The organism is Pseudoalteromonas maricaloris, assembly GCF_024746855.1.
Classification (GTDB): domain Bacteria; phylum Pseudomonadota; class Gammaproteobacteria; order Enterobacterales; family Alteromonadaceae; genus Pseudoalteromonas; species Pseudoalteromonas maricaloris.
The window spans coordinates 999,823-1,025,373 of the sequence record NZ_CP024625.1 but is presented as its reverse complement, the minus strand read 5'-3'; the positions used below and the strand labels follow the sequence as shown (position 1 = coordinate 1,025,373).

Genomic DNA, 25,551 nt, shown 5'->3' with positions numbered 1-25,551 from the left:
AATGCCGCATTAAAAAGGAAGCCCTAAGTCCATTAAGGCTTCCTATATGTGTACTAAGATGGCGTACTAGAAATCAGCCTTTGATAACAAATATGACCAATCGCGCCCCAAAGTGCATTCGTAGTTTCTTCATTACTTGAATTTACCCCGAGTGGCGAGACTACTTGCCATTCACCACGCTCAAAATCAGATTCCCAAAGGTTTCTATAGCCGCGATCATAATCAGTATGGCGAACCGGGTACTCATTAGGATCACAATTCCCAAGATCAATCACGCGAGAAGCTTTACCATCAGGGCCCGTTGTAATGTCATAATTAACAGCAGCTCCCCTTCCTTGGCGCCAATTTTTAACTAACCTAAGCCGAACTGTTGCCCCGGCTACAGGCGCTCCTGTCGAATCTTCTAACTCTGCTGACCAAGTAATTTTATTATAGGCCTGTACAGTAAGATATGGATTGTCGTATGCGGAGCCGGGAATACGAATCACGTTATCTTCTCCTGAAACGGTACGCTTTCGGATAGAAGCCACTGATCCAGCCTGCAAATTATAGGTATTGCTTGGATTTGTTGCGACATTTGGGTTAGCCCTAACTCTAAAATTAACGACTTGATTTACCTGTAGTCCAGTTAAAGAAATGTACTGGTTATTATCTAACAAAACCCACCCGTTGTTGTATACCTCAAAAATATATTCATTACTTGCGGTACTTTGTAGTGACAGAAAAAGATCTTGCCCCCGTACTGCAGAATACTGAAAATAATCAATGTCATTGACAGCATCCATATTAGCGACCAAGCTTGTTTGCTGATCTGGCAAAACAGTTGCCGATGCAACCGTATCATTGAACTCATACTCGTCTAGATTAGTCGCTACTGCTGCACCAAAACTGAAAGGCGACCCATCGGACTCAATCACCTCCATATACCAGTAATAATGTCCGGGCTCGGTAAGCGCAACAACTACTTCATCTTGATTCCCTGCATTAGCAGAGCTGCCAATTGTGGTGTAAGTATCATCACTATTGTGACGCAAAATGGATAAATTGACATCGGTCAGTGCATTTTGATCAACCAACAAAGCGGTTGTTTTGCTACGTTCAGTAATTTCAAAGTGATAACAATTCGCATCACCTGATTGCGAGTTATTAATCGTATACAGATTTCCCGTAGATAAAGTTGGGCAAACAGGAGTAATATCTAGAGCTGATTCAGCACTATTAAATGATATGTGTGAAACTCCCTTGCTTGACTTTTCTATTAAGTTTCGGTCTTTCATAGCCTTGACTGCACCAAAGTGACTCACTACTCCTGATGGGGTCAATTTATGTTCTAGTGCATGGCTAGAGCAGGTTGTTGATACTGCTACTAATACAACTGATAAGTGTGAAATTTTCATCTAATCCTCCTTTTAACGTATGAAATTTCCCCACCAACACTAGTATTGATAACACCAAACATCAATATAATTAACAAAATAAAAACATCAATCATTAAAGGTTTTATTTTTAGTGATTTTCTAAAGATGAGAATTGATTAGCAGAACCTATTAAACATTGAGATCAATAACCTATAAACCCATTTCAGCTTTTATACACTTATCTATGTTATAATTACAAAGTGTTAATTCAAGGAGGCACCATACCCGAGTGAGCAGAGCCAAACTAAGTCAAGACGAAAGCTTATCTTTTAAAATCAACTATCAACTCCTTCCCAAAGAGACAAACCAACTCGACCTGTATTTTTCAATCCCAACCGATATGGGGATTAATACCAACACGTTGAACGAAGTAGACTACTTTAATGCCAATATAAAAAGCCACAGTGCATATTACTCGGAACAGCTCCACCTCCCCTTGGTACGTAGCCGCTTTATCAGCCAAAGCAAAGGTCAAAAAACGGATTACCGTGTTAATCTAAACCTATTTTGCTACCAGATCCGCATTGCACTAGATGCCGATGTAAAGCAGACATTGAAGCTAAAAGAGGCCGATGAGTTTTATCCAGCGGCACAATTATTGGTGGAAGAAACCGAACGCCTATTGAAGAAGCTCAGGCGTTACACGCCGCCAGATAATAAGCTTAAGCCTTACTATCAAAACGCAGATAACTACCTCAGCTGGCATACTGAGCAAGCGTTTTTGAAACTCCTCTCCAGCGGGCCGAAGTCAAGCGATTTTAGTCATGAGCGAAGCTGTATTATTAGTTTCTGTCAACGAGAAAGCCAATACCGCGAGGAGCAGAGCTACAACTCGCAAGTCACGTTGGACGACCCAAACCGCATTACCAATAAAATGAAATTGCTTGAAAGACTCATCGAATATGGCGTTGTTTTTAACAAACAAACCATCGACTTAAGTACCAACCTAAAGCGTTTAGTTCGCGGTGTGGTTACTGGTATTATCATGGCCTTCGTGATGTTTATTGTGCTAAACGCCCGCTCTAACTTTCAAGAAGTCACCGTCGCCCTTATCGCTTTGCTTGGGGTAATTTATGGCCTTAGAGAAACATTCAAAGAAGACTTAACCCAGTGGGCATGGCGTCATATTCAACGCGGCCGACCAAAGTGGCGCAACAAGTTTAAAAACTCAGTGACGGACGCCATCGTTTGTACACAAACGATATGGCTGGAACATATTCGCAAAAAAGACCTACCAGAAGACGTTGATAAGCTGCTAAAAAAACGTCGTCAGCAAAATAAACAAGCTGCGCATCTACTGCATTTTTGCTGTAAAAACCAAGTACATATTGACGAGTTTTTACCCGGTTACGAAGAAGTACAACAACGTATCACCTTTAACATGAGTTCGTTTGTACGCTATCTAAAAAAAGGCGCAGGAAAGCTTTATAGCCTTGAAGGGAAAAAGGTCTCTAAAAAGTCAGTTGAACGTCGCTATCAAATTAACTTGGTAATGCGGTTTAAATCTTCTCAGGGAATACAGTTAGAAAGATATAAACTCACCATGAATCGTTCTGAAATCGTCGCCATAGAGCTTATGGCGAGCGACTCCGTGTATATTGAAAACGACGTTTAAACACTGATACGGTTTTGCATAACCGCCGACAAAACGGATTGGAAGCAGGTTTATCCTGCACTCCAATCTTAAATCCAGCGATGTGGCTACTCAAAAGATATTAATGCGCTTTCTTTGGCCCGTAACGAACCATGTCTTTGCCGTTTTCATACACGTCTTGAGATACCCAACGACCCAACAACAATTGGTGTTTATCATCCAAAATCGCAATAAATGGTCTGCCATCGCTGTTGTTCGTTGCCAACGCCACACCGGCCACGTTTTGCAACCCTAAGCCACCGTTATCAATTAGCAACAAAAAAGCTTCCAGCTCGTCCAAAGTTTCAATGATATCTTTATCGTTGATCATCTCTTTACTCTCACTTACTCAGTATGCCGCGTAGAATACCAGTTCTGTTGAAATGATTGAACCTGACGCCCCAATTACATCCTATTCAAACTATGGCTTAATGCTTCCCACACACACTGTACGGCTTTACTGCGGCCTTGTTTACCTAAACACACTAAATGAATTGGTTGGCGGTCAGGATGTGCGTATTGAGTTAAAATAGGCACCAACTGACCTTGGTTTAATTCCTGTTGAACGTAGTAAGGGTCTCCCATCACAACCCCCTGCCCCAGCACCGCAAGTTGCACCATTGCACGCGCATCATCACAATACGCTACGGCATGAGGCTTGATGTTGAACACCTGACCGTTTTGATGGACAAATGGCCATTTGTCCATGGTGGTGCTTTTATTTTTAAATACCAGGCAACGATGACTCAATAAAGCATCGGGAGAGTCAGGCGTGCCGGCTACAGCCAAATACTCCGGACTGGCAAACCAAGCAAAAGATTTTTCACCGATTTTCTTAGCAAGTAATGAAGAATCAGGTAAATGCCCTATTCGGATAGCAATATCTATCTGATTATCGATTAAATCAACAATATCGTCCGTCAGGTTCAGCTCGAAGCGTATATCAGGAAACTGTTTAGAAATATCATGTAGTTTAGCCAGCAAATAGCGCTCAGCCATTAATGTAGAACAGCTGATCTTTACCTTACCGCTTGGTGTTAAACGTTGCTGCTCACTTAACTGCTCAGTCTGGCTTAATACTTCCTGCAACTTTTCGGTACTTTTGAGTAATTGGCTGCCGCTTTGCGTCAGTGCCAATTTACGCGTACTGCGCTCTAATAAACGCACATTGAGCTGCTGCTCTAGCTGCGATATGCGCTTACTGACCGACGAGCGTGGTAACTGCACTTTATCGGCAGCGCCCTGAAAACTACCTATAGAGGCCACTAGCCTAAATAAATACAAATTTTCTAATTGCTTGTGTAATTCCATTTTATTGTTTCTCTAAGAGAACTTATAAATTCGTTTTTTATCATCTTATCAGCACGAATTGCAATCACTACAATGTCATTTATACCATCGTATAACGCATAAGGATTTACCATGTCATTACCAACTATATTGATCACTGGCGCAACCGCTGGAATTGGACTTGCGGCTGCCAAGCATTACCTCACACAAGGCTGGAAAGTCATTTTTACGGGAAGAAACGAAGACAAAATTGCAACGGTCGAAAACCAACTGCTAGCATGCGCAAGCCATCCCTCACAAGTGCTAGGGCTGCTCTGTGACAGCAGCGTTCCAGCCCACTTTGAAAGCTTACCAGAGGAGCTAAAAGCACAAGATATTAAGCTTGACGCGGTGATTTTAAATGCAGGTGTATTCTATCCAAAACCTTTTGCTGACAATGAGCTAAGCGATTTAAATACGACCATGCTTATTAACTTCACAGGCCCTGCAATGCTATTACAACGCTTGTTACCTGTAATAAATAATCCATGTAGTGTTGTTTATGTATCAAGTATTGCGGTACAGCGTGCTTTTGCAGGAGCGGCAAGTTATGCCGCTAGCAAAGCCGCATTTGAGGCGCTTGCAGCGACGCTCAATTTAGAATGGAGTGATCGTGGAGTACGTATTAACCACCTGCGTCCTGGGGTGACTCATACTGAAATCCAAAATAAAGCAGGAATGAGCGAGCAACAAATAGCCGAGCTAAATGCAGGGTTGTCGTCGATTCCATTAGGGCGCATGTTACAAGCAACAGAAATGCTAGCAAGCTTAGACTTTTTAACTGGCGAAGGGTCAACAGCAATGCGCGGTGCGCACATCACTGTTGACGGTGGTTACTGCTTGTAAAAATGTGGGGTCAGTCCACTGTTGGTTTTACCTCTCTGGGCTGATCCTGCATTTTTTGAAACAGCCAACCAATTCCCACTAGGCATAAGCCTAAACCGATAAAAGACAACGCGCGCAGCAAGCCTTCAAGATTTGCCATATCGACCACAAAGGCTTTTAAAATAACAATGGCTAGCCCTGCAAAACCGGCGTTAATCAGCACTTTATGCTCTATCCGCTTGGCAACAAAAATCAATACGGTTGAAATCAATAGCCAAACAATTGAATAGGTATATAACTCGGGTTGTTCCATCGGCATCGACAGCACAAGGAAACCCTCATGAAATAAGGCCCGAATTTCACCGTTGATAAATAAGATCCCTAGCAAGGCTATCAGGCCGTATACCAAACGCTTAAATTGCGGTGGCATTAACTTAAACTGGAGCATGACAGCAAATACGCATGCTGGTATCAACCACTGCAAAAGTAGCCAATTAATCATACCGCCTCCAATATATTGCCTATCCAAAAACGGATTATTGGCAAACGAAATATCAAAGTGGAGCGACGCGCTTCCAAGTAATAGCAAGCTCGCGGCAAGCGGATAAAGTCTGTTGCCCTTGTCGCTGAGCTGCCCTCGCCACAGATATACAGCGCCAAGCACTAGCCAATTCAAAGCTAGCAACACGGATTCTTGGAAACTGAGGTTAGTAAAATCAGGGTAGTCACCAATCAAGAGATAACTTGTTTCGGTGGTGACCAGAAGCGCCACAATATGCATTGCGACACCCATAAACCAAGTGTTCAGGCTCTTTGAAGGGTTGTATTTGGTAGCAAACCAAATAATGCCCAGCACCAGCGGATAGACAACAAGTGTCCAATGTATAGTTAAAATCGTTTCGTGCTTGTAATCTGCAAGCCAAGGCGCAAAAGTAAGACGGGTAACAACAGCAATAAGTGCAGCTTTATACAACCAATCAGGTAAACGCACTTTGTACTTCCAGCTCAAATAACTCATAGACGCTACTTGTGCCGCAATCGCTAAAGTCAACGAGCTTGCCGAGAGTAACATCGTAAAACACAAACTCAGCATAGCGTTCGCCAAAATAAGGTAAGTGACCTGTTGAATATTTGTATCCGTTTTCATCGCACAATACGAGGCGAAAAGCCCGATGACCAACATTTCAATCGCCCATACAGGATACAAAATTGCTTCTGTGACTTTAGGAGAAATAGCGTAGCTTACACCGTAAAGCGCAAGTGGAGCCACGTTCAACAGCATCAAATAAGCGAGTCTTGATGGATATCGCTTAATCATCATCATGCTAAATAACATCGTGATGACCACTGCCACTTGAATAAACAAATACTTACCGATGAAAGGAAAAAGTACGTCGTCGTAAGTGCCCACTTTGGGCATCAAGTAGAATGAGAGAAGTACAAACAATAGCAAATAAAATGGCCAACTATCCAATGCACTATGTCTATAAGCCGCACACAAAACAACGCTAGCAAATAAGACATTAGCCCAAATAAGCGTATCGATTTGGGTTTTTATTATTAGCGCACATGCGATAAATAACAGTGGGAGTATAATCCCCAATTGCTCTTTTCTTGGCATTAATAGATCTTTGATAGGCAAAGGACTTATCATTGAATTCGTCAGTCGCCAACCCAGTACGTCTACCAACACATATAAGTACATAGAGATAAGCGCAAAAATCAGCAGCACCCAAAAGTCGCCGCTTCCACCAACCGCAACCGCGGTGCAAAACCATAAGAAATGACCAACAAAACTTTGCCACCACAACCATTTGCGCTTCACATAATCCGCAACCCATATCGCAGAGAGTGAAACAAAGCTGATATACAGCAGTAACGCACCGATATTATTAGAACCCGTCGATACCAAGGCAGGCACGACATACGCACCAACAATGCCAATACCTGCGAGCACTGGGCCAAATCTCAGTGCCAAAGAGGTCGCAGCCAATGAAATAATGGCGAGTAAAACAAAGGCCATATTAGCCGGTATAAAATGATAGAAATCAAAAGCAACCAATGTCATGGCAAAGCATGTGATCACGCCACCACTGGCAAGCGCTGCAGAAATGTATGGAGTATTAATTTTTAGCTTTTCTTTGTAGCGATTTACGACTTCAGCGGCAGTAACCAAGCTGATTCCAAAAAGGCCCCCCAGCATCACTCGCACACTTGGGGGAAGAAGTCCGGCTTCAATAGAGTACTTAGCTAGAAAAACGCCGCCAAGAGCTAGTACTACGGCACCTATCCAAAAAAGTCCATTCCCTTTTAATAAGGAATCTAAAGTAAAGTCAAATTCAAAGGCAGGTTTACTCTTACTAGGCTTAGCTCTTGCGATAGTGACCGTACTTTCAGGCTGCTGAGGTTGTGTATGATTGGCTGTTGCCGTGGATTCGCCCAATGCAGTCCGTGCTGTTAATGATGTACTATCAGCTGTTTCGCCATTCTTTTGTCCACACTCAGAAAGCTTATTCTCTGAATGTGTTTTCTCTGAGCATGCTTGATCTGAGAATTCACGACCTTCAAGTGTCGAGATCCGGCGACTTTGCTGCTCTATCGTATTTTGTAACTGATGTACTTTTTTAACGAGTTGCTTAAGCCTTTGTCTATCTTGTAGGGCAAAAACAGCGCCAATAAATACAAAAAGATAAAATATAAAAGAGATAAACTCCGTTTCCATACGACTCCTTATTTGTTTGCTAGGCCCTAGCTCACCTGCATTAGAAACAGTATGAGATCAACCACACCAATAAATCAATCTCTCATGATCGGCGCCATAACTTTAGCAAGCCACATAGAAGTATGATGACTTGAAATTTTCTAACATTGGCCAAAAATGCACATGCGCCCCGTTGTCATATTACCTCCATGTAAATAAACTAAAAAATTATATTTTAGGGACGTTGTTCTAAGGATTTTTCTGTGCGTTTTTTATCACTTTTACTTTTTGTAGCGGTTTCTGGCTGTAGCTATACTCAGCCAAACTTAAAGCCAAAACAGTGGCGTTTTGCGACCGATCCGCATGGCAGCCAAGCAATTCTGAACGGCCCGCTTGTTAATGAAGAGCAAGTTGCTATTCAGTTTAAACGCGTGCCGCGAGTCGATAAACAAAACAACTCTTGGGTAGAGCTTATTTACGACTTGCCCACTAAACAGCTCCCCTCTCAATTCAACATTGCACTGACGTATAAAAGTGATAACGCTTTGATAGTTAAGTTATCGCAACAGGAGTATGGCGGCTCAGGTGATAAAAGCTATGCTCACTACCAAACTAAATTACCAGCATCAGATACTTGGCAAACAATCAACGTATCTCTGAATGATTTTGCCAGACCCAACTGGACACCTGCTTGGTCAAAAGACAAAGGGGTCATACTCAAGCATGTTTCCGCACTTTACTTTGTACCAGACTTGACAGACACAGAAGGTGGCGAAGCAAGCCTTGCAATAAAGAGTCTTCGAATTGAGTAATTTAGCCAATTAAATTGATGTGCATCTACATGTGGGGTATTCCACTTTACTAAACAATCGCTGCCAATTTAAGGTTAAAGCGAATAACGTAAACGCAATGATTTGAATATGATTTTTCAATAACGCAGAGTGTAGCCAGCTCATATAATTGTTAAATTATTAGCGCTGGCTAATCAGGGAGTAATTAAGCGTTAGATTACGCACCTAACGCAGTTAGCTTTTCTTTTAATTCTTCTTTATTGATTAGACCCATTTCGTGCTGCTTTTTGGTTTTACGAATTTCATCGAAATTGTCCAGTTTCAAACGTGCTTTAGCCAGCTTAGTATCAAACTCGTCTTGTGAGATAACATCAAGCTTTAGCGCTTTTTCTAGTTTCTCTTTTTCACCATCAAATTCTTTTTGGAAAACCGCTTTTTCCTGGATAACTATCTGATCTTTTAGTTGCTTCTCGATAGCGATAACTTCCGCTTCCAGATCGTCTTTACGCTTAATTAACGGATCGATACGCTCGATAGTGTCTTGCAATACAGCTTCAAGATTTGCACCATCGTTTTTGATTAGGTTTTCAATATATTTGCGGCCAATATCTTGGTATGCAATATTAAGTTGACCATCGATTGACGCGATATCTGATTTCAAACCTGCAAGCTTTGCATTGTCTTTCGTTGAAGACACAATATCACCGCTTAGTTTACTGGTAGATTCACCAATACTACTGCCAATAGATTGCGCTTGAGTTTTGAATTTATTTAATAGACTCATGGTTATTTTTCCTTAAATAGATTGAGATTTTCAATTTATGTAATATCTAATACGGCAGACAAACCGAAAAAATATATTTCAGATTAATTACGTAATAATTATCAAGCCCAGAGTATCTTGATTTAACTTTAAGACACTCGTTTCTTGCGCTTCGACATGATGCTTTTAGTGCCACTCCACGCCATCCAACAGCCGAATAACACAGCTCCCACGACCAAAGAGTAAATAGCAAAAGAGGCGACTTTAATAATAAAAATGACGAGCAAGGTGATAAATAGCACAACAAACAGCAAAAGTTTTGGTGATTTAGCTAGTTGCTTGGCAATAAAAGAAGGTAAAAACGCACTTAATATGCGCTCCAATCTTTGAGCATTCATAACACTATAATCCTTGTGTTTAAGTGAGATTATTTTGAGACGGGCAATAGGTTATCAGCTTTATTTCTACCTGCCAAATTAATTATAGGTTAATTATCAAACTGAACAATCCCTTTCTTCAAACTAGTTACCAAATGAAACCAACCAGGAAAATAAAAATTAAAATTAAAAATTTACAACAACTTAAAGAAAGCCATCTATAAATTATGGGGTTTAAATCCTTTTCATTTAATCAAAAGTCAATAGAATTGAACCACCTTACCCATGATTCAGGTTCTGATAAAATAAATTTGAACGTTTGATTACTCTTTAATGTAATTTGGATCGCTTGAGTTGTAAGAGGAAGCAGTCCTGCGCCTTTGCCAAGGCACTGTTCAACCTTAATCACATCAACGATATCAATTTGATATGGGCCTAGCCCCAGCAAGGTATTGAAAGGAGTAAAATGCAGTGTATCTGCCGTCGCCCATAATCTTCCATCAGCACGAGCGACGCCACATTGAACAGTAGCCATTGAAGAAATCGTTGCCATATCCGTCATAAATAAGCCTCATATGAATTACCGATATCCATCACTATCTTAGTAAAGTGATGTCACGTCACCAGTGATAAATCTCATATTTTGACTATGACAATTATCACTGTTCTCACCATAGCGATTCTGTAATAATCAAAAATAAAAACTTTGCGCAGAAATGATGGACTCTCCTATCCGCCATACAACAGACTGGCGTTTTTCAACACTTGCTTCTTGGTTAGGTGTCACACTTGCATGTATGTATTACCGTAACTCTCAGCTCGCATTGGTCGGCCAGCTAATCATTAGCGGTGCCATTTTGACATTGCTGTTTTTTATCATTCACAACCCAAATAAGCGAGTCCATGCGGCAGCCTGTACCTACCTAGTATTGATAGCGCTACTTATGCAGGTATCAACAACTTCATTAGTTTTTATTCATTTGGTCATGTTTTCTGCAATTTTTAGTCCGCACTTTTCATTCCCTAAAGTTCTGTCTGCCGTGTTACTTGCTATGCTGGTATACGGATTTACACACCATACAAGGTGGGAGGGTAACGTACCTTGGATCACCTTTGCTGTTTGGCTATTTTTTTGTGCAATGAACTGGTTTGTCAGCAGACGCATAGTTGAGAGCCTCAATATGCACTACCAATCTCGGCAAAATTACAAAGAGCTTAAAGCCGCGCAACACATGATGGGAGCCATGTCAGCAGCGCAAGAAAGACTCAATATTTCCCGAGAATTGCATGATTCACTAGGCCATAAACTCACAGCATTGAGTATTAATCTTGATTTCGCAAAAAGAACGGCAAGCGAAGATATGGAGCCAACCCTAGCGAGTTGCCATCAACTAAGCCAAACTTTGCTTGAGGAAGTAAGAAGTATCGTATCCACTCAGCGCCACAATAAAACACTCTTGAAACAAGCACTAGAAGCAATTTTCACGGCTACACCCAATTTGCGCTACACCTTAAAGCTAGACCGTGGATCAGAACAAATCTCGCAAGATCATTCGCTCTGCGTGATCCGTTTTTGTCAAGAAATGGTAAGTAATACGCTTAAACATACCACAGCAAATCATATCAATTTTGAAGTCGTAATTGACTCCACAACCCATAATCTAAAAGCCAGCGCCTTTCACAACCAAAGCGAGTCTAGTTTGCCAAAACAAGGCAATGGCTTATCTGGGCTGCACGAGCGACTAGCACTACTTAATGGCTCATTCACACAAAAAATTGAAAATCAAAAACTCATCAGCTCGATAACCATACCAGTACCCGAACTTAACCTTTTATCCGAGAATATTACATGATCAATTGCCTACTCGTGGAAGACCAAACCTTGGTGAGATTAGGCCTAGCCAATTTGCTTAACCTTGACGAAAACATTTGTGTAAAAGGGCAAGCCGAAGACGGTATACAGGCACTTGAGTTACTCGCTTCACAACAATTTGACATCATCTTACTGGATATGCGCATGCCTAATTTAGATGGACTAGGTGTACTTAATGCATTGCGCACTAACGCAATACCCACTCCAGTTTTGATTATCACTACCTTTGAAGATTGCGATGTATTGGTAAAGGCCATTAATCTTGGTGCACGGGGCTATGTACTTAAAAATATTGAACTAGAGGCATTAATCGACGCCATCCAACAAGTGATTGCAGGGAAAAAAGTGCTACAAAGCGCTTTGACGACTTACCTTCTAGATCAGCAATTAGCACCACAAGAAAAATTGACTGAAAAAGAACAAGCAGTGTTGCGCTGTTTATCTCTCGGCATGTCAAACAAAATCATCGCCAACACCTTACACAATTCCGAAGGCACCATTCGCAACCATGTCTCTCAAATACTCGCAAAACTTGAAGTTAAAGACAGAACCCAAGCGGTCATAAAGGCGATTAATCAGAATTTAATTTAAATGAAGTTTAACCCGAGGTACTGAATGAATAATGTTGAAATGTGATACAAGCTCAAGTTTGTATCACACCTCACCATGACTGCTCGTCCAACTTTTTTAATAAAAATATCGCCTCCATACATCCTTGGGTTTGACTATTCGGTCGTCAATTTTATGTAAGGCGTAAGTGCACCGACTTGATCCAAACAGCGGATTTGGGCAACGGGTTGCTTGGTTCTATCTGCAAAATTAACAACGCCACCGCGCTGACATTTTGCTTTGAAAGCTTGATAAGCCAATACCCCATTTTTAAGCAGATCCACTCCATCTACAAACTGTATCTCCATGTCATGGTCAAATACTTCGCAGTTCTCTATCGGGTAGGTCTTGATATAGTCATCGTAATAGCTGAGGCTAATCCTGCGGCAATGAGTACGCATTAGCTCTATGATAATCTCTTTACCCCAATTACCCGCTCAACTGCTTTAGGCAATTTGTACTGTATCAACCATGAATCCGAGGCTTGCTGATAATGGACATGGATCTGCAGCTTATTTTCACTCTCAGATCCCAAAGTCGGCGTTGATAGCATTAGTAGCAACGAGAATAGCAAAGTAATTGTTAATGTTACTGTATTTTTCATGCAACTCGGGGTGTATCTTTTTTAGGTGCAATAAAATCAACCCATTTATTGACTAAATACTAGTCGAGTACGGCTTTGCTCTGTCCTGAGCTAATTTGCTCATCAAGTTGACTGTTTTTGTCCTAGCTATTGAATTTTCTTCATTCCTATACTGGAGAACATAATAATAACGACGAAAAGGTTACTCAGCATGATTGCAGCAACTCAATCGCACAGAGTCAGTTCAACCAAAGGTATACCACGGCATACACTATCACTTCTGATAGCGGCAGTATTATCAGGCCATAGCTATGCCGAAGCGGAGTCCACGCTTAGCAATGAGCAAAGCAAAAAAATTGAGCGGATCAGCGTTACCGCAACGCGGCAAACCGAAAATCTACAAGATGTCGCGCTTGCGGTGACCGCCCTCTCCGCCTCAGAGCTTGAGAAGATGAACGTACAAGACCTCGGTGACTTGGCATCTCACGTTCCGAACCTTAACCTGCACTCAGGTGATGCTTCCAACGCCGTCATTTATATTCGCGGAATTGGCCAAATTGACTCTATCTCGTTTAACGACCCCGGCGTTGGTGTGTATCTCGATGACGTATATCTTGGGCGCGTTCAAGGTGCCTTTTTAGATGTTGTCGACCCTGAGCAAATCGAGGTATTACGTGGTCCACAAGGCACCCTTTACGGTCGCAATACCATAGGTGGCGCGGTGCGTTTCAGTAGTGCCAAACCTTCGCAAGACAACGAAGGATATGTCAGCGTGGCGCTTGGAAATTATAATGCTCGAACGATAAAAGCTAGCGTCAACGGCGCATTGATTGAAGACACGCTCTCTGGGCGTTTTGCAATTGCCAAAAGTAGTCGAGATGGTTTTAGTGAGAATCGCTATAACAATAGTGACGACCACGACAAAGATACCCTAGCATGGCGCGGCAGTTTACTTTATCAACCAAGTGAGAATTTTTCGGCCTATTTAGTCGTCGACGGCTCGAACGCATCCCCCTCAAGCTCACGCACTCCACATCGAGAAACGCCTATCTATTCGGTGATAAAAGAAGGCTATTATGCACCTGAGGAAGACCCATTTGTCGTCGACGTTAACTACAACGATTTAGAAGAACTGGATACCTCGGGAGCGAGCTTAACGCTTGAATATATCAAGGGCCACTCGGTATTTAAATCCATCACTGCTCGACGCGAAATGGAATACCGCACGCACTTAGACTTAGATGCCACCCCCGATGCATCATTTGGTATTTTTAATTTCGAAGATCAACAGCAAATAAGCCAAGAATTTCAATGGTTATACAAAGACGACCAGTTCTCTTTGGTATCTGGGCTCTATTACTTTAATGAGGACGATCTGAGTTTTGGCGGCTCCGTTGCTCCGGACTTTTTCGTTATGGTGGCACCAGACGTTTACCTGCCTTGGCCTGTGATTAACGCAGGAGAACGCGATCAAGAAAATACCAGCTCAGCCCTCTACGCTAACCTCTCTTGGTCTTTGACTGAAAAGCTCGACGTCACGCTTGGCGCACGCTACACCATTGAGAAAAAAGAAGTCACATCCAAAGGCGAGGAGTTTTTTGGCACCGGTGTAACAACAGCAGAGGAAATGGAGGCGGTATTCGGCACAGGCATTGGCTATAGCCCGACAGGCTACAGCGCATCCAAGGAGTGGAAAGAGTTTACCCCAAAAGTGGTGTTCGATTACACCATCTCTGACGACAGCATGGTTTACCTGAGCGCTGGAAAAGGGTTTAAAAGCGGCGGTTTTAACGGCCGGATCACCTCATTTGCACAACCTTTTGAACCAGAAACCTTGTGGAGCTATGAAATTGGCTCTAAGTCTTTATTGAATAAGCAGAATATTCGCTTAAATACCGCGGCTTTTTTCAATGACTACAAAAACTTTCAGCTCAGCCGCTTTTCTATCGACCCCGACACCGGCGCGTTTTTATCACTGTTTGAAAATGCAGGTAAAGCCACTATTTACGGCGCAGAAATGGAGCTCGAAGCCGTGGCTTCCGATAACCTCACTCTGAACCTCAATCTGGGCTATTTAGGGGGCGGTTACGATGAGCTTATCGGCGACTTTGGTAAAGAGGTCAGCGATGAAAGAGAGCTGGTTAATTCACCCAAATGGAATGGCCGTGCGGGCTTTGAATACTTCTTTAGCGCCTTTACACAAGGCGAATTTTCACTACGTGGTAGTGCCGCTTATCGCAGTAAAACCTATCTCACCGTGAGCAGCTCTGAGGTGCTTGCACAGTCTGGCTACACCCTCTTTGATATGTCACTACACTACCGCTCCGCGGACGACAGTTGGGAAGCCAGTTTATACGGCAAAAACTTAGGCGATAAACGCTATCGTCAACACGGCTTCGATCTTAGCGCAGCACCCGGGGTTCAACTTGGTTATTACGGCGCGCCTAGAACGTACGGTATCAACCTTAAATATAAGTTTTAATTATGAAATTAGACAAACAAACACAAGCACTGTTAGACGACCTCGCGGCTCAAGCTGGCGACATTCATGACATCGAAATCTCCATTGAGACCTCACGACAAGGCGCAAGAGCGATGTTTTTGGGGCTCGCGGGAGAAATTGACGCACAAGTAAGTAGCCAAGACCTACACATTGAACACAATGGTATTCACGTGAGCGTTCGCTGTTACCGACCAGCGCAGTCTTTGGCAAGCCCCAGTCCCGCGGTGGTGTTTGTCCACGGCGGCGGCTGGTCTTTAGGAGATGTCGACTGCTATGACGGTCTGGTAAAAGACTTATGCCAGCAATCCGGTGTCGCTTTTTTCAGTGTCGAATACAGCCTCGCGCCTGAGCATAAGTTTCCATGCGCCCTGCAGCAAGTAATATCCGTAGTAGATTGGCTACAAGAAAACCACCAGCAGTTGGAGCTAGACCCCACTAAGATTTCCCTGATGGGCGACAGTGCCGGTGGTAACTTAGCGCTTGTTGCAGCGCATAACTTACATCAACAACAGCCAAACACCCTAAGTAACTTATACCTAGTTTATCCGGTAGTTGATTCCTTTTCTCCCCATGAAACCTACCCGTCACGCATGCTGTATGGCGATGGAAACTTGTTGCTAACTAGGGACGCAATTAAAGACACCTGCGACTGGTATCTAGCACCCGAGCAAAGCGCTGCAAACGTCAATGTCTCACCATTATTTATTGAAGACATGACGCATCTTCCTGCCACCAGTGTGCTGCTTGCCGGCTGCGACCCACTTTACGATGAGGGAATACTGCTCGCCAAAAAACTAAAGCAAGCGGGTGTGCTTAATACCTTAACCTGCTTTGAAAATACCATACATGCGTTTTTCTCCTTTGCCGTGCTCGACGTCTGCAAGCTCGCGCGCAGCAATATTGCCAATCAATTAAAGCATGACTTGACCTAGGATAAAAATATGAAAAACACAAACACGACTTTGCGCACTCACACTTATGGATTGCTCGCTTTTATCTCACTCGCAGCAAGTGGTTTAGCGCATGCATCAGCGACACTTGAAGCCACCTATACCACAGGTATTAACAATGGCTGGCAAAAGATTGAAAGGTGGCGAGATAGCTCAGGGCATATCGGCAATGAAAGCTTTCCTGCTGACGGCCGTGGCGATCAATCAGGTCAGCGTGCTACTTTCTTTGCATCTAGCCAACCAAGCTCTGCGCAATTTCTGCTTTATCATGCACCGGGTTGGGATAGTAACAGCCGCCAAACACCGGTGTTGCTGATCCACGGTGCCAATCAAGATGCTGATTTGGCTTGGGCAAATCCAAACGAGGCCGGTAGTTACGGCTGTGGTCGACAAAACTGCCCTTCGCAAGGCTTAATGCAAGCGCTTGCCAGTGATGATTACAAAGTCTTTGCCTTAAATCTGGCGCATAAAAATGGCGATGGCTTTATCTGGGCGGAGCAGATAGCCAATGCCATCGTTCAGGTTAAAAATAAGACGGGGGCAACGCAAGTCGATTTAGTCACTTGGTCAAAAAGCGCGTTTAATGCCCGCATGTATATTTCTTCTTTGACCAATGCTTGGAGCACTAAATTCAACAGTGACGTACGTAAACTGGTGATGCTCGGCGCCCCCAACAACGGTATTGATTGGTCATTTCGTCACGGCGTTAATCATACCTATGGTGCTTATTCGCAATGTGGCGGCAGCATAAATGGGCCTACCGCGCATGATCAAATATTATGTTTTGGCCTATGGTATTCAAGTTCCGAGTGGGTTTACGACTCGCCTTATTTTCCCGGCTCCGCGCAGATGCTAAAAGCACTAGATGATAAATATGCACTCCCCACCACAGAGCAAGATTGGTACACCACTTACTACGGTGGCTTAGGGTTTGTGAGCAAAGGTCGAGGTATTGCAACGTTTACGGTCAACTCACTGGTAGACCAAGTTCGTAGCGCTGGCACCGACAGCAGCGTTCAAGTTTATAATCTTTGCGGCGATCAGGCCGATATGGCATTTATTCACAATGAACATACCGGCCCTTCTGATGGCGTTGTATTTATCAGTAGCTGCATCGATAGCACCGGAATAAGTAACTTAGCGGGCTCAGCGGTTGTGGCTACCAACCACCTAGAGCTTGGCTGGGAACCCAGTGCAATCAACCAAATCAAAAATTGGTTAAGTGCTCCCTAGCCCCCCTCGGCGGGTGGTGACAAAATACTGCACTAAAGTTGCAACGCAAAACTATTGCTATCTTGAGTTGATGTTGATTAACTGAATTGTTGAGAGTGACAGGATGAGCTTACGTATTTATGTCAAACACCGCTATTGCACCTTGCTACGTGCAATTGATGCAGCACACACTCACCGCAGCAAAACTGGAATTTGCTGCGGTTGCCCAGTATTTGGCTATCAATAAAGCCATTGACGCCCTAGATGCCATTGAGTTTATGCGCGTGATGGAACACTGTGCTGTCGAGCTCAATGACGAAAGTCTAAACCTTAACCGCAAAAAGCTTCTGCCTGGCACCAACGAATTTGTATTCAGTAGCCTGCGCCATTGCCGTACCATTACTCAGTTATTACAAGAGCTTGCCCGTGGCTATAACTTTATCCACGCGGGGACCTACAATTTCTGCGAAGTATCACACACTCAAGTGAGTTATATAATTGATGATGCGGCCTTTGACTATGCCACGGCCGCTGACGCGCAATTTTCTCGCTGTATGTTAGATAGCATGCTGATATTGATCCATGGCCTCGTAAAATATGTGTGCGCCGAAACCACCCAAGTTCAACTCTCACAAGTGCAGACCAAAAGTGACTCAAACTCGCTGCTAAACTCGGTTATCACCCACATTCCCATTAAACCCTTAAGCAATCGCTACTTACTCACCTATCAATACCAAGAAACGAATCAATCATTAGATTTGGCGAAGCTAGAGCATCTAGCGCTCAATACCATTTATCATTCACTCGCAAACACACTCCATCACCAGCAGTCGATCAACGACCATGCTAACTTGCTCGACAAAGTCTATAGTGAGCTTAACGCGGGAATACTGTGCCAAGAACAAATGGCTGACAAGCTCAATATCAGTCCGGCAACATTAAGACGAAGGCTCGCTGAGTACCAAACCAGTTTTAGGCAACTCAAAAATAACGTACAGAACAAGCAGGCCAAACTGCGACTGACTCAAGGCAGTAGTTTGTATGAGGTGGCGCATACGCTACAGTTTTCAGATGAGCGTAGTTTTATTCGTGCGTTTAAGTCGTGGAACGGCGTAACGCCTATGCAATTTCTGCAGAGTTTGAGTTCAACGGTAAAAGTTGACGTTAAACAAAGCAAAGCACAACAAAAGTGATATTGTGCAACAAGCAAACAGAGTAAAAATGTAATACGTGGAAGGGATATGGAAACACTTCAACTTGCAGGAACGCTACTCGGCGGTTTGGGGATATTTTTAGTTGCGATAAGTATGATGACAGACGGCCTGAAACTAGCGGCTGGCTCGTCACTGCGCCGAGTGCTTGGAGTGTGGACCAAAACCCCTCAGCGCGGTATTGCATCTGGCTTTTGCATGACAGCCTTAGTGCAGTCATCCAGCGCGGTTACCGTGGCCTCTTTGGGCTTTGTAAATGCCGGTCTTATTACCATGCATCAGGCGCTTGGTATTGTCTATGGCGCCAATGTTGGCACCACCATCACTGGCTGGTTGGTAGCCGCGGTTGGATTTGGATTTAAATTTAATATCCAAGCTATCGCACTCCCCTTGATAGGCATTGGTGCCTTGATGAAGTTACTACTTCCTCGTTCGCGACTGGCGTCGGCAGGCATGGCCTTGGTTGGTTTTGGGCTATTTTTTATCGGTATTGATATTCTCAAAGGTGCATTTGAGCATATTGTCGCTGCTTTTGATTTAAGCCAATTTACCGCAGAGGGAATAAACGGCATGTTGACCTTTTTGCTGGTGGGTATGGTGATGACAACCCTCACTCAATCCTCCAGTGCTTCCATCGCCTTGACCATTACCGCCGCTGCTAGTGGCATGATTGGATTATATGCCGCAGGCGCGATGGTCATCGGCGCAAACGTCGGCACCACGTCAACATCTATGCTGGCATCCATTGGCGCAACAGCTAATGCTAAACGCGTCGCGGCGGCTCAGGTCATATTTAATGTATTCACCGCGATGGTCGCTTTCGCGGTGTTACCTGCGTTGTTTTATCTCATCAACCATTTTACCGCGCTTTTCGGCGTCACTGCTGATCCTGCGTTGTCATTGGCACTTTTTCATACTTTGTTTAATATTTTGGGCGTGCTACTCATCTTTCCACTCAATGACAGGCTTGCTGGCTTTTTAATGAAACGTTTTTGCAGTGCCGAGGAGACGGCTTCGAGGCCACGCTTTTTAGATAATACCATCGCCCAAACGCCAGAGCTTGCAATCAATGCGTTATTGCTTGAGTCCAAACTCGTTGCAGATAAGGTGTTGGCCCAATTTGATAAATGCCTACTCCCGACCGATAAACTCGCGGTTGAACAGGCACTCCATGCAGTTCAATCTCTATGTCAACAAATTAGCCTTTTTATTGTGTCGGTAGAGCAATCAGCATTATCATCACAGACCACCTCACTACTCGCTAAACTCATGCGTATTGAGCAATATTTGTTTACTTGTAGTCACTGTGTAGAACAATTAACGGAACACGCTCCATATAAGCAACTCGCAGAGCATCATGACTTGCATGCACAATTGAATGAATACCAAGCCCAACTTAGCCACTTCATGAAAACCAGCTTACACGGGCAAAACGTAACACCTACTGAGCTGTTGCTGGCGCAAGAGGCATTACAACGTTTACATGACGATGTGAAAGACGACTTAATTCTAGCAGGTACTCACGCGTCACTGGCGATAGATAAGATGGTAAGCAATATCAATACACTAGCGGAAATGTGGCAACTTTCACAGCAGTGGCATAAAGCGATGTTGCTGATCCATGCCATTGAAGCGCAGCTAGAGCTACCTCAATCAAGCATTCAAAGCAGTGAACACAGCACCACAGCTTAGCGCTGTGGTGCGATACTTTTAGTATTACTCGGTAAAACTGAGCTCTTGAGATTCAAGCGAAAATTGCTCGCCGGTATCCAGTGAAATTTCAATATAAAATACATGGTTCTGTTTGTAAGTGGGCTCACTATTCAGTGCAAACTGGATAAATTCGCTCGCTTTTTTATCTTCCATATCTAAAAATTCAGATATTGAAAAGTAGTCATTTTCACCATTATCCAGCCTACGATAATCAACCTGATTTGAGTAATCAGAACCGATATACACGATGTCAAACACCTCATTTAAGCTTGAACCTGCCGGAAACTCGTCACTAAACGCAGCGCTAGAGGTAATATTTATATCCGTAATTTTTTCATCGGTATAGGGAGGAACAGGTGAACAGGCATAAGCGGTGCTAATTAAAGAAAACTCAAAGCTCGGTGCGCTTAACTGCGCTACAGACTGCGTATCAGCTTTAAGCTGAAATACGAGTGTTTGATACGAAATAGGTTCAACGCCATCATATTCAGTGTTAACCCACTCATCTACCTGATCAGCGCTAAATTCACCGAGGTTAAAGCCGGTTATATCAAACCTTGAGTTGCCAACACCACCACATTGACCATCATCAGGGCCACTACTGTCGCTATTACACCCCACTAACCCTACCGCTAATACTGCGCTTGCAAATACCAATTTTGCTTTCATTCTGGCTCCTTTTCCAGCTGAGTAACGTCTCTATTTTGAGTCCAACCAAGAAGAAAATACAGTGTTAAACCTGCTTAGTTTGTTATTAAATGTTCTTGTAAAAACCGAGTTTAATTCGACTTAGCCAGTGTAGGGATAAAAAGAGGTAGAGTGCTAATATTTTATATAACTTCTGCTTTAGGAGATTAACCAAACACGCAGTGAAAGGCACTGCTATGAATTGATTCGAAATTCGGTGACTGGCACCTTATTAAACGGCAAAAAAATGTAAAAGCAGACATGTTGACGGCGCGATCTTAGGTAGGGGAAGTCGGCGTGCGAAAGTAACTTTTGCAAAAGCCAGAGCAAACCTCTGGCTTTTAAACAGGCTAACCGTGACTTCGTGCAGCTTGATATGCACCGCGAGCTTGCACTTTTTCAAGATAAGCCTTGATATTGCCATGCGCTGTGAGCAAACCGACTTTGTCTGCGATTTCTAGCATCACCGTCATCATAATATCGGCGGCGGTAAAGTCGTTGCCTGCAAAATAGCTTTGCTTGGCGAGTGTGGCATCTATATAAGAAAAGTCGACATTGACTTCTTTAGCAATGTAACCATCCATTGGTTTATCGCCTGTACGTTTCTCCATCTTCATCATCAAAGTTGCTATCACCGGCAGCGCCAATGACCCCTCAGCAAAGTGCAACCATTCTTGATATTGATAGTATTCAGGAGTCCCCACATCTGGTCGCAAACGACTGTCTTCTGCCTTGTCGAGCAAATACTCCATAATGGCTCCAGACTCACATAAAACTAGGTTGTCATCGACCAGCACAGGCGCTTTCCCAAGCGGATGCACCTGTTTTAGGCTTTCAGGCGCAAGGCGCGTTTCAGAGTTTCGCTGGTGCTCAACAAGGTCATAAGGCATGTCGAGTTCATGTAAAAGCCAAAGTACTCTTGTCGAGCGTGATTCGTTTAAGTGGTGAACAGTTAACATCTAATTTTTCCTGATAAATATAATTATACGAGTTCGTCTGGACCTAAGCGCACGACAAGTTTGCCGAAGTTTTTACCTTCCAATAAGCCAATAAATGCCTCGACTGTGTTATCCATCCCCTCGACTAAGTGCTCTTTGTACTTAATCTTGCCCGCGTTTAACCATGGCAGCATGGCTTCGCTGAACTCGTTGTATCTATGTCCATAGTCGTCGAATACAATAAAGCCTTGCATTTTCACTCGCTTAATCAGCAGTGTCGCCATTAGCATCGACATACGATCAGGCCCCGATGGCAACTCAGTGGCATTATATTGAGAGATCAACCCACATAGTGGAACCCGGGCACTTGAGTTAAGCAATGGCATAACTGCATCGAACACCTTACCACCCACATTTTCAAAATAGACGTCAATTCCTGATGGGCATGCCTGTGCTAACTGCTCAGCGAGATCGTCCTTGCGATGATCAAGGCAGGCATCAAAACCAAGTGTCTCGGTAGCGTAACTGCATTTTTCGGCGCCACCAGCGATGCCTATTACTCTACAGCCTTGCAGTTTTGCTATTTGTCCAACAAGGCTACCTACAGCACCTGTTGCTGCGGCAACGACTACCGTTTCTCCAGCTTTTGGCTGACCGATATCCATCAGTCCCATGTAGGCGGTAAGGCCTGGCATCCCTAACACGCCCAAGCTATATGATGGGTTGGGTAAATTGTTGTCTAACTTAAGTAAGCCAGTGCCATCCGAAACGCTGTAGTCTTGCCAGCCGCTCATCGCGAGTACCCAGTCACCTTTGGCGAATTTAGGGTTATTTGACGCTTCAACTCGGGATACTGTGCCACCTACCATCGCTTCACCGATAGCAACCGGCTCAGCGTAAGATTTTGCATCGCTCATACGGCCACGCATGTATGGATCTAACGACAAAAAGACGGTACGAAGGAGCACTTCCCCCTCTTTCGGCGTTGGGATCTGTGCTTCTTCATAATTGAAATTTTCTTGCCTTGGTGCACCATGTGGGCGTGACGCTAAGGTAATGCGACGATTCGTTTGTGCGTTTTGAGTTTGGTTTATTGCATTACTCATCATTTATTCCTTTTAATAAGCAGGTTACAGCTGGTTTAGGTACGTCAGCATTTTCTCAGCGACAAGTTCAGAGCTTGCTGGATTCTGCCCTGTAAAAATTAAGCCATCTCTAACAGCAAACACATTCCAGTCATCCACTTTTTGGAAATCTGCACCTCGTTTAACCAGCTCATCTTCTAATAAAAATGGCACGACATCAGTTAGCCCAACGGCCTCCTCTTCACTATTCGTAAAACCAGACACCACTTTACCTTTTACCAGATACTCACCCGACGTGGTTTTTACATCCATCAGCACAGCGGTTGCATGGCATACCGTACCAACTGGTTTATCTGCTGCTAAAAAGGCGCTTATCAATTGGATTGAATTGGCATCTGTTGCTAAATCCCATAATGGTCCGTGACCGCCAGGATAAAACACAGCGTCAAAATCTGCCGCGCTCACCTCAGCCAGTGGCACCGTATTTGCCACCCGATCCTGCGTTTTTTGATCATCAAAATAGCGTTTAGTACTGTCGGTTTGGAAATCGGGCTGTTCACTTTTTGGGTCAATTGGCGGCTGACCACCTTTTGGTGAAGCAAGCGTTACTTCTACCCCTGCATCTACAAAGGCATAGTAAGGTGCGGCAAACTCTTCAATCCAAAATCCTGTTTTCTCACCTGTCTTGCCAAGTTCTGCATGTGACGTTAGCACCATTAAAATTTTCTTTGCTGTCATCAAAGTTACCTCTCATTCTTTCTTAAAACTTCAGGCTATTTAGCCTGCGGATAAATATAAAAGTATGAGCTTAAGACAAGTTAAACAATGCAGACAAAAGCTAACTCTTTGTTCAAACAATTGATACAATCAATTTATCTCAGCCAGTGGAGTAATGTGTGGACATTTCGTTTGAGCAACTTAAAAGCATGGTCGTTTTTGCCCAAGTTATTGAGCAAGGCACCTTCAGCGGCGCCGCCAGGCATTTAAACTTGTCTCGTGCAGTAGTGAGCTACCATGTTAAAAAACTGGAGTCACAGTTAGGCATAAAATTGCTCAATCGCTCGACTCGCACCATTTCACTTACAGAGGCAGGCCGTGAATATTATCAGCGCTGCCGTGTGATTGCAGAGCAAGCCTTTGCTGCAAACCAGCAAATTGAGAATTTAAAGAAAGAGCCTATCGGCCTAATAAAACTTACCTGCCCTGTTAACGTTGGCCTGCAAACCATAGTGCCTGCACTCAATGAATTTAGAGCTATGTATCCAAAAATTCAGCTCGATATCATGCTTACAGATGAAGTCGTCAATATCATCAAAGAAGGGATTGATCTGGCCATTCGAGGCGCCCCACTTCCCGATTCAGGTTTGCAAGCCAGTAAACTTTCAGTGCTAAAAACCTGTCTATGCGCATCGCCAGACTATTTGCAAAAGTATGGTGTCCCCAAACACCCTACCGATCTCTACCAGCATCAATGGGTGATTTACAAGCTGACATCGGGCGCACTCACATTAAGTAAAGGGGCTCGGGCTTATAGCATCACGATGAAAGGCGATATAAGCACCAACAATGCAGCGGCACGCACCGCTTTTGTTGAGGGAGGTCACGGTCTTGGACGAATTCCGACTTACGATGCGTTACCAAAAATACAAGCCGGTACTTTAGTGCCTGTATTAGAAGATTACACGCTGCCAGACATACATGTTTATGGCGTTTTCCCAGAAGGCAATGCCAACTCTAAAAAAGTGCGATTACTTCTCGATTTTCTAAAAGGGTATTTTCAGCGCCAATTGGTTGAAGCGTAAGCCCCAACCAATTGTGTATTTAACCTAGTAACTTTCAGCTGCTGGGTGAGATACTGATGTTGAGTGACCATCAAAGGATTAATGAGGATATGTGAGGAAGCTTTCATGAAATATTTAGCACTTATAGCAACGATCGGCATAAATAATTTAGCGGCTGCACAAGGCGGTGTAGCAGCAGAGTGGCAACTGGGACAATACTCTGTATCCATTGGTGAAAATTGTGTTATTACCGTTTCAACCCCTGCTTCAAAAGAAATAATAGCAAACGGTTTCAGTAACGATAGAGCCTGTAAAGTCGCCTACCTAGCCCAAACCAACATTCCCAACGCTTACGTGATAGGCGGTGCACATATTCTTATCGTCGAACAGCAAACTATCCAATCAAAGAGCTGCAGACGCGTATCAAAAGCGCTTTATTTACCAACCGATGGTCAAGCCGCATTGAGCACCACTCAAATAGAAAGCGGCAACTGCGATGGCCATATAGAGCCAAACGGAGCGATGTATTTAATTTCAGCTCTGCAAAACCCAATTTAAAAGATCAGCTG

The 25,551-nt window shown here is 43.7% G+C and carries 24 protein-coding genes; 12 read left to right on the top strand and 12 right to left on the bottom strand.

The window, feature by feature from the left end:
* Positions 1-53: 53 nt before the first annotated feature.
* The gene (locus CTT31_RS04310) at positions 54-1,397 is read right to left on the bottom strand and encodes a hypothetical protein (RefSeq protein WP_017217862.1); all 1,344 of its coding nucleotides are present in this window, start codon (positions 1,395-1,397) and stop codon (positions 54-56) included.
* Positions 1,398-1,647: 250 nt separating this feature from the next.
* Between CTT31_RS04310 and CTT31_RS04305 the strand changes: the two genes are divergently transcribed.
* A complete protein-coding gene (locus CTT31_RS04305; RefSeq protein WP_260492046.1) occupies positions 1,648-3,033 on the top strand; it encodes a hypothetical protein in 1,386 nt (461 codons plus the stop codon).
* Positions 3,034-3,133: 100 nt separating this feature from the next.
* On the opposite strand, the gene CTT31_RS04300 is transcribed toward CTT31_RS04305, so the two are convergent.
* A complete protein-coding gene (locus tag CTT31_RS04300; RefSeq protein ID WP_010370646.1) occupies positions 3,134-3,382 on the bottom strand; it encodes a hypothetical protein in 249 nt (82 codons plus the stop codon).
* Between the two features lie 74 nt (positions 3,383-3,456).
* Positions 3,457-4,362: a LysR family transcriptional regulator gene (locus CTT31_RS04295; RefSeq protein WP_017217864.1), complete on the bottom strand. Its 906-nt coding sequence runs from the start codon at positions 4,360-4,362 to the stop codon at positions 3,457-3,459.
* Positions 4,363-4,473: 111 nt separating this feature from the next.
* Here CTT31_RS04295 and CTT31_RS04290 point away from each other — a divergent pair, with 111 nt between their 5' ends.
* A complete protein-coding gene (locus CTT31_RS04290; RefSeq protein WP_260492045.1) occupies positions 4,474-5,226 on the top strand; it encodes an SDR family oxidoreductase in 753 nt (250 codons plus the stop codon).
* Positions 5,227-5,236: 10 nt separating this feature from the next.
* On the opposite strand, the gene CTT31_RS04285 is transcribed toward CTT31_RS04290, so the two are convergent.
* Positions 5,237-7,927, bottom strand: a complete 2,691-nt coding sequence (locus CTT31_RS04285) for a DUF2339 domain-containing protein (RefSeq protein WP_260492044.1) — start codon at positions 7,925-7,927, stop codon at positions 5,237-5,239.
* Positions 7,928-8,169: 242 nt separating this feature from the next.
* On the opposite strand from CTT31_RS04285, the gene CTT31_RS04280 reads away from it, so the two are divergent.
* Positions 8,170-8,718: a CIA30 family protein gene (locus tag CTT31_RS04280; RefSeq protein WP_260492043.1), complete on the top strand. Its 549-nt coding sequence runs from the start codon at positions 8,170-8,172 to the stop codon at positions 8,716-8,718.
* A gap of 196 nt (positions 8,719-8,914) precedes the next feature.
* Here the strand turns inward: CTT31_RS04280 and CTT31_RS04275 are convergent, their stop codons facing one another.
* The 3 genes from CTT31_RS04275 to CTT31_RS04265 all read right to left on the bottom strand — a co-directional run bounded on the left by CTT31_RS04275 (position 8,915) and on the right by CTT31_RS04265 (position 10,399).
* The gene (locus CTT31_RS04275; protein ID WP_017217868.1) at positions 8,915-9,481 is read right to left on the bottom strand and encodes a hypothetical protein; all 567 of its coding nucleotides are present in this window, start codon (positions 9,479-9,481) and stop codon (positions 8,915-8,917) included.
* A gap of 128 nt (positions 9,482-9,609) precedes the next feature.
* Positions 9,610-9,858 (bottom strand): hypothetical protein, encoded by a 249-nt coding sequence (locus CTT31_RS04270; protein WP_260492042.1) that lies wholly within the window; start codon positions 9,856-9,858, stop codon positions 9,610-9,612.
* A gap of 232 nt (positions 9,859-10,090) precedes the next feature.
* Complete coding sequence (locus tag CTT31_RS04265; protein WP_260492041.1) at positions 10,091-10,399, bottom strand: hypothetical protein; 309 nt, start codon at positions 10,397-10,399, stop codon at positions 10,091-10,093.
* A gap of 154 nt (positions 10,400-10,553) precedes the next feature.
* On the opposite strand from CTT31_RS04265, the gene CTT31_RS04260 reads away from it, so the two are divergent.
* Both CTT31_RS04260 and CTT31_RS04255 read left to right on the top strand, forming a co-directional pair.
* Positions 10,554-11,690 (top strand): sensor histidine kinase, encoded by a 1,137-nt coding sequence (locus CTT31_RS04260; RefSeq protein ID WP_260492040.1) that lies wholly within the window; start codon positions 10,554-10,556, stop codon positions 11,688-11,690.
* Positions 11,687-12,301: a response regulator gene (locus tag CTT31_RS04255; RefSeq protein WP_260492039.1), complete on the top strand. Its 615-nt coding sequence runs from the start codon at positions 11,687-11,689 to the stop codon at positions 12,299-12,301. Before CTT31_RS04260 ends, CTT31_RS04255 begins: the two co-directional genes overlap by 4 nt.
* A gap of 134 nt (positions 12,302-12,435) precedes the next feature.
* On the opposite strand, the gene CTT31_RS04250 is transcribed toward CTT31_RS04255, so the two are convergent.
* On the bottom strand, positions 12,436-12,720 hold the full coding sequence (locus CTT31_RS04250; protein WP_249122460.1) for a hypothetical protein: 285 nt from the start codon (positions 12,718-12,720) through the stop codon (positions 12,436-12,438).
* 393 nt (positions 12,721-13,113) lie between these two features.
* Here CTT31_RS04250 and CTT31_RS04245 point away from each other — a divergent pair, with 393 nt between their 5' ends.
* From CTT31_RS04245 to CTT31_RS04225, 5 genes are all read left to right on the top strand, one after another.
* Positions 13,114-15,384: a TonB-dependent receptor gene (locus CTT31_RS04245; protein WP_260492038.1), complete on the top strand. Its 2,271-nt coding sequence runs from the start codon at positions 13,114-13,116 to the stop codon at positions 15,382-15,384.
* A gap of 2 nt (positions 15,385-15,386) precedes the next feature.
* Entirely contained in the window at positions 15,387-16,337 is a 951-nt protein-coding gene (locus CTT31_RS04240; protein WP_260492037.1) for an alpha/beta hydrolase, read from the top strand.
* A 9-nt stretch (positions 16,338-16,346) separates the two neighbouring features.
* Positions 16,347-17,588 (top strand): esterase/lipase family protein, encoded by a 1,242-nt coding sequence (locus CTT31_RS04235; protein WP_211859367.1) that lies wholly within the window; start codon positions 16,347-16,349, stop codon positions 17,586-17,588.
* 119 nt (positions 17,589-17,707) lie between these two features.
* Positions 17,708-18,760, top strand: a complete 1,053-nt coding sequence (locus CTT31_RS04230) for a helix-turn-helix domain-containing protein (protein WP_260492036.1) — start codon at positions 17,708-17,710, stop codon at positions 18,758-18,760.
* Positions 18,761-18,808: 48 nt separating this feature from the next.
* Positions 18,809-20,470 (top strand): Na/Pi cotransporter family protein, encoded by a 1,662-nt coding sequence (locus tag CTT31_RS04225; protein ID WP_260492035.1) that lies wholly within the window; start codon positions 18,809-18,811, stop codon positions 20,468-20,470.
* A 24-nt stretch (positions 20,471-20,494) separates the two neighbouring features.
* On the opposite strand, the gene CTT31_RS04220 is transcribed toward CTT31_RS04225, so the two are convergent.
* From CTT31_RS04220 to CTT31_RS04205, 4 genes are all read right to left on the bottom strand, one after another.
* On the bottom strand, positions 20,495-21,160 hold the full coding sequence (locus CTT31_RS04220) for a DUF5034 domain-containing protein (RefSeq protein WP_260492034.1): 666 nt from the start codon (positions 21,158-21,160) through the stop codon (positions 20,495-20,497).
* Between the two features lie 368 nt (positions 21,161-21,528).
* Complete coding sequence (locus CTT31_RS04215) at positions 21,529-22,137, bottom strand: glutathione S-transferase family protein (RefSeq protein ID WP_260492033.1); 609 nt, start codon at positions 22,135-22,137, stop codon at positions 21,529-21,531.
* Positions 22,138-22,160: 23 nt separating this feature from the next.
* Positions 22,161-23,222, bottom strand: coding sequence for an NADP-dependent oxidoreductase (locus CTT31_RS04210; RefSeq protein ID WP_260492399.1), 1,062 nt, complete (start codon positions 23,220-23,222; stop codon positions 22,161-22,163).
* 24 nt (positions 23,223-23,246) lie between these two features.
* Positions 23,247-23,939 (bottom strand): type 1 glutamine amidotransferase domain-containing protein, encoded by a 693-nt coding sequence (locus CTT31_RS04205; protein WP_260492032.1) that lies wholly within the window; start codon positions 23,937-23,939, stop codon positions 23,247-23,249.
* 158 nt (positions 23,940-24,097) lie between these two features.
* On the opposite strand from CTT31_RS04205, the gene CTT31_RS04200 reads away from it, so the two are divergent.
* Positions 24,098-25,003 carry a LysR family transcriptional regulator gene (locus CTT31_RS04200; RefSeq protein ID WP_260492031.1) on the top strand — a complete coding sequence of 302 codons (906 nt, stop codon included), beginning with the start codon at positions 24,098-24,100 and terminating at the stop codon, positions 25,001-25,003.
* Positions 25,004-25,108: 105 nt separating this feature from the next.
* Entirely contained in the window at positions 25,109-25,540 is a 432-nt protein-coding gene (locus CTT31_RS04195) for a hypothetical protein (RefSeq protein WP_039492036.1), read from the top strand.
* The last annotated feature ends 11 nt before the right edge of the window (positions 25,541-25,551 follow it).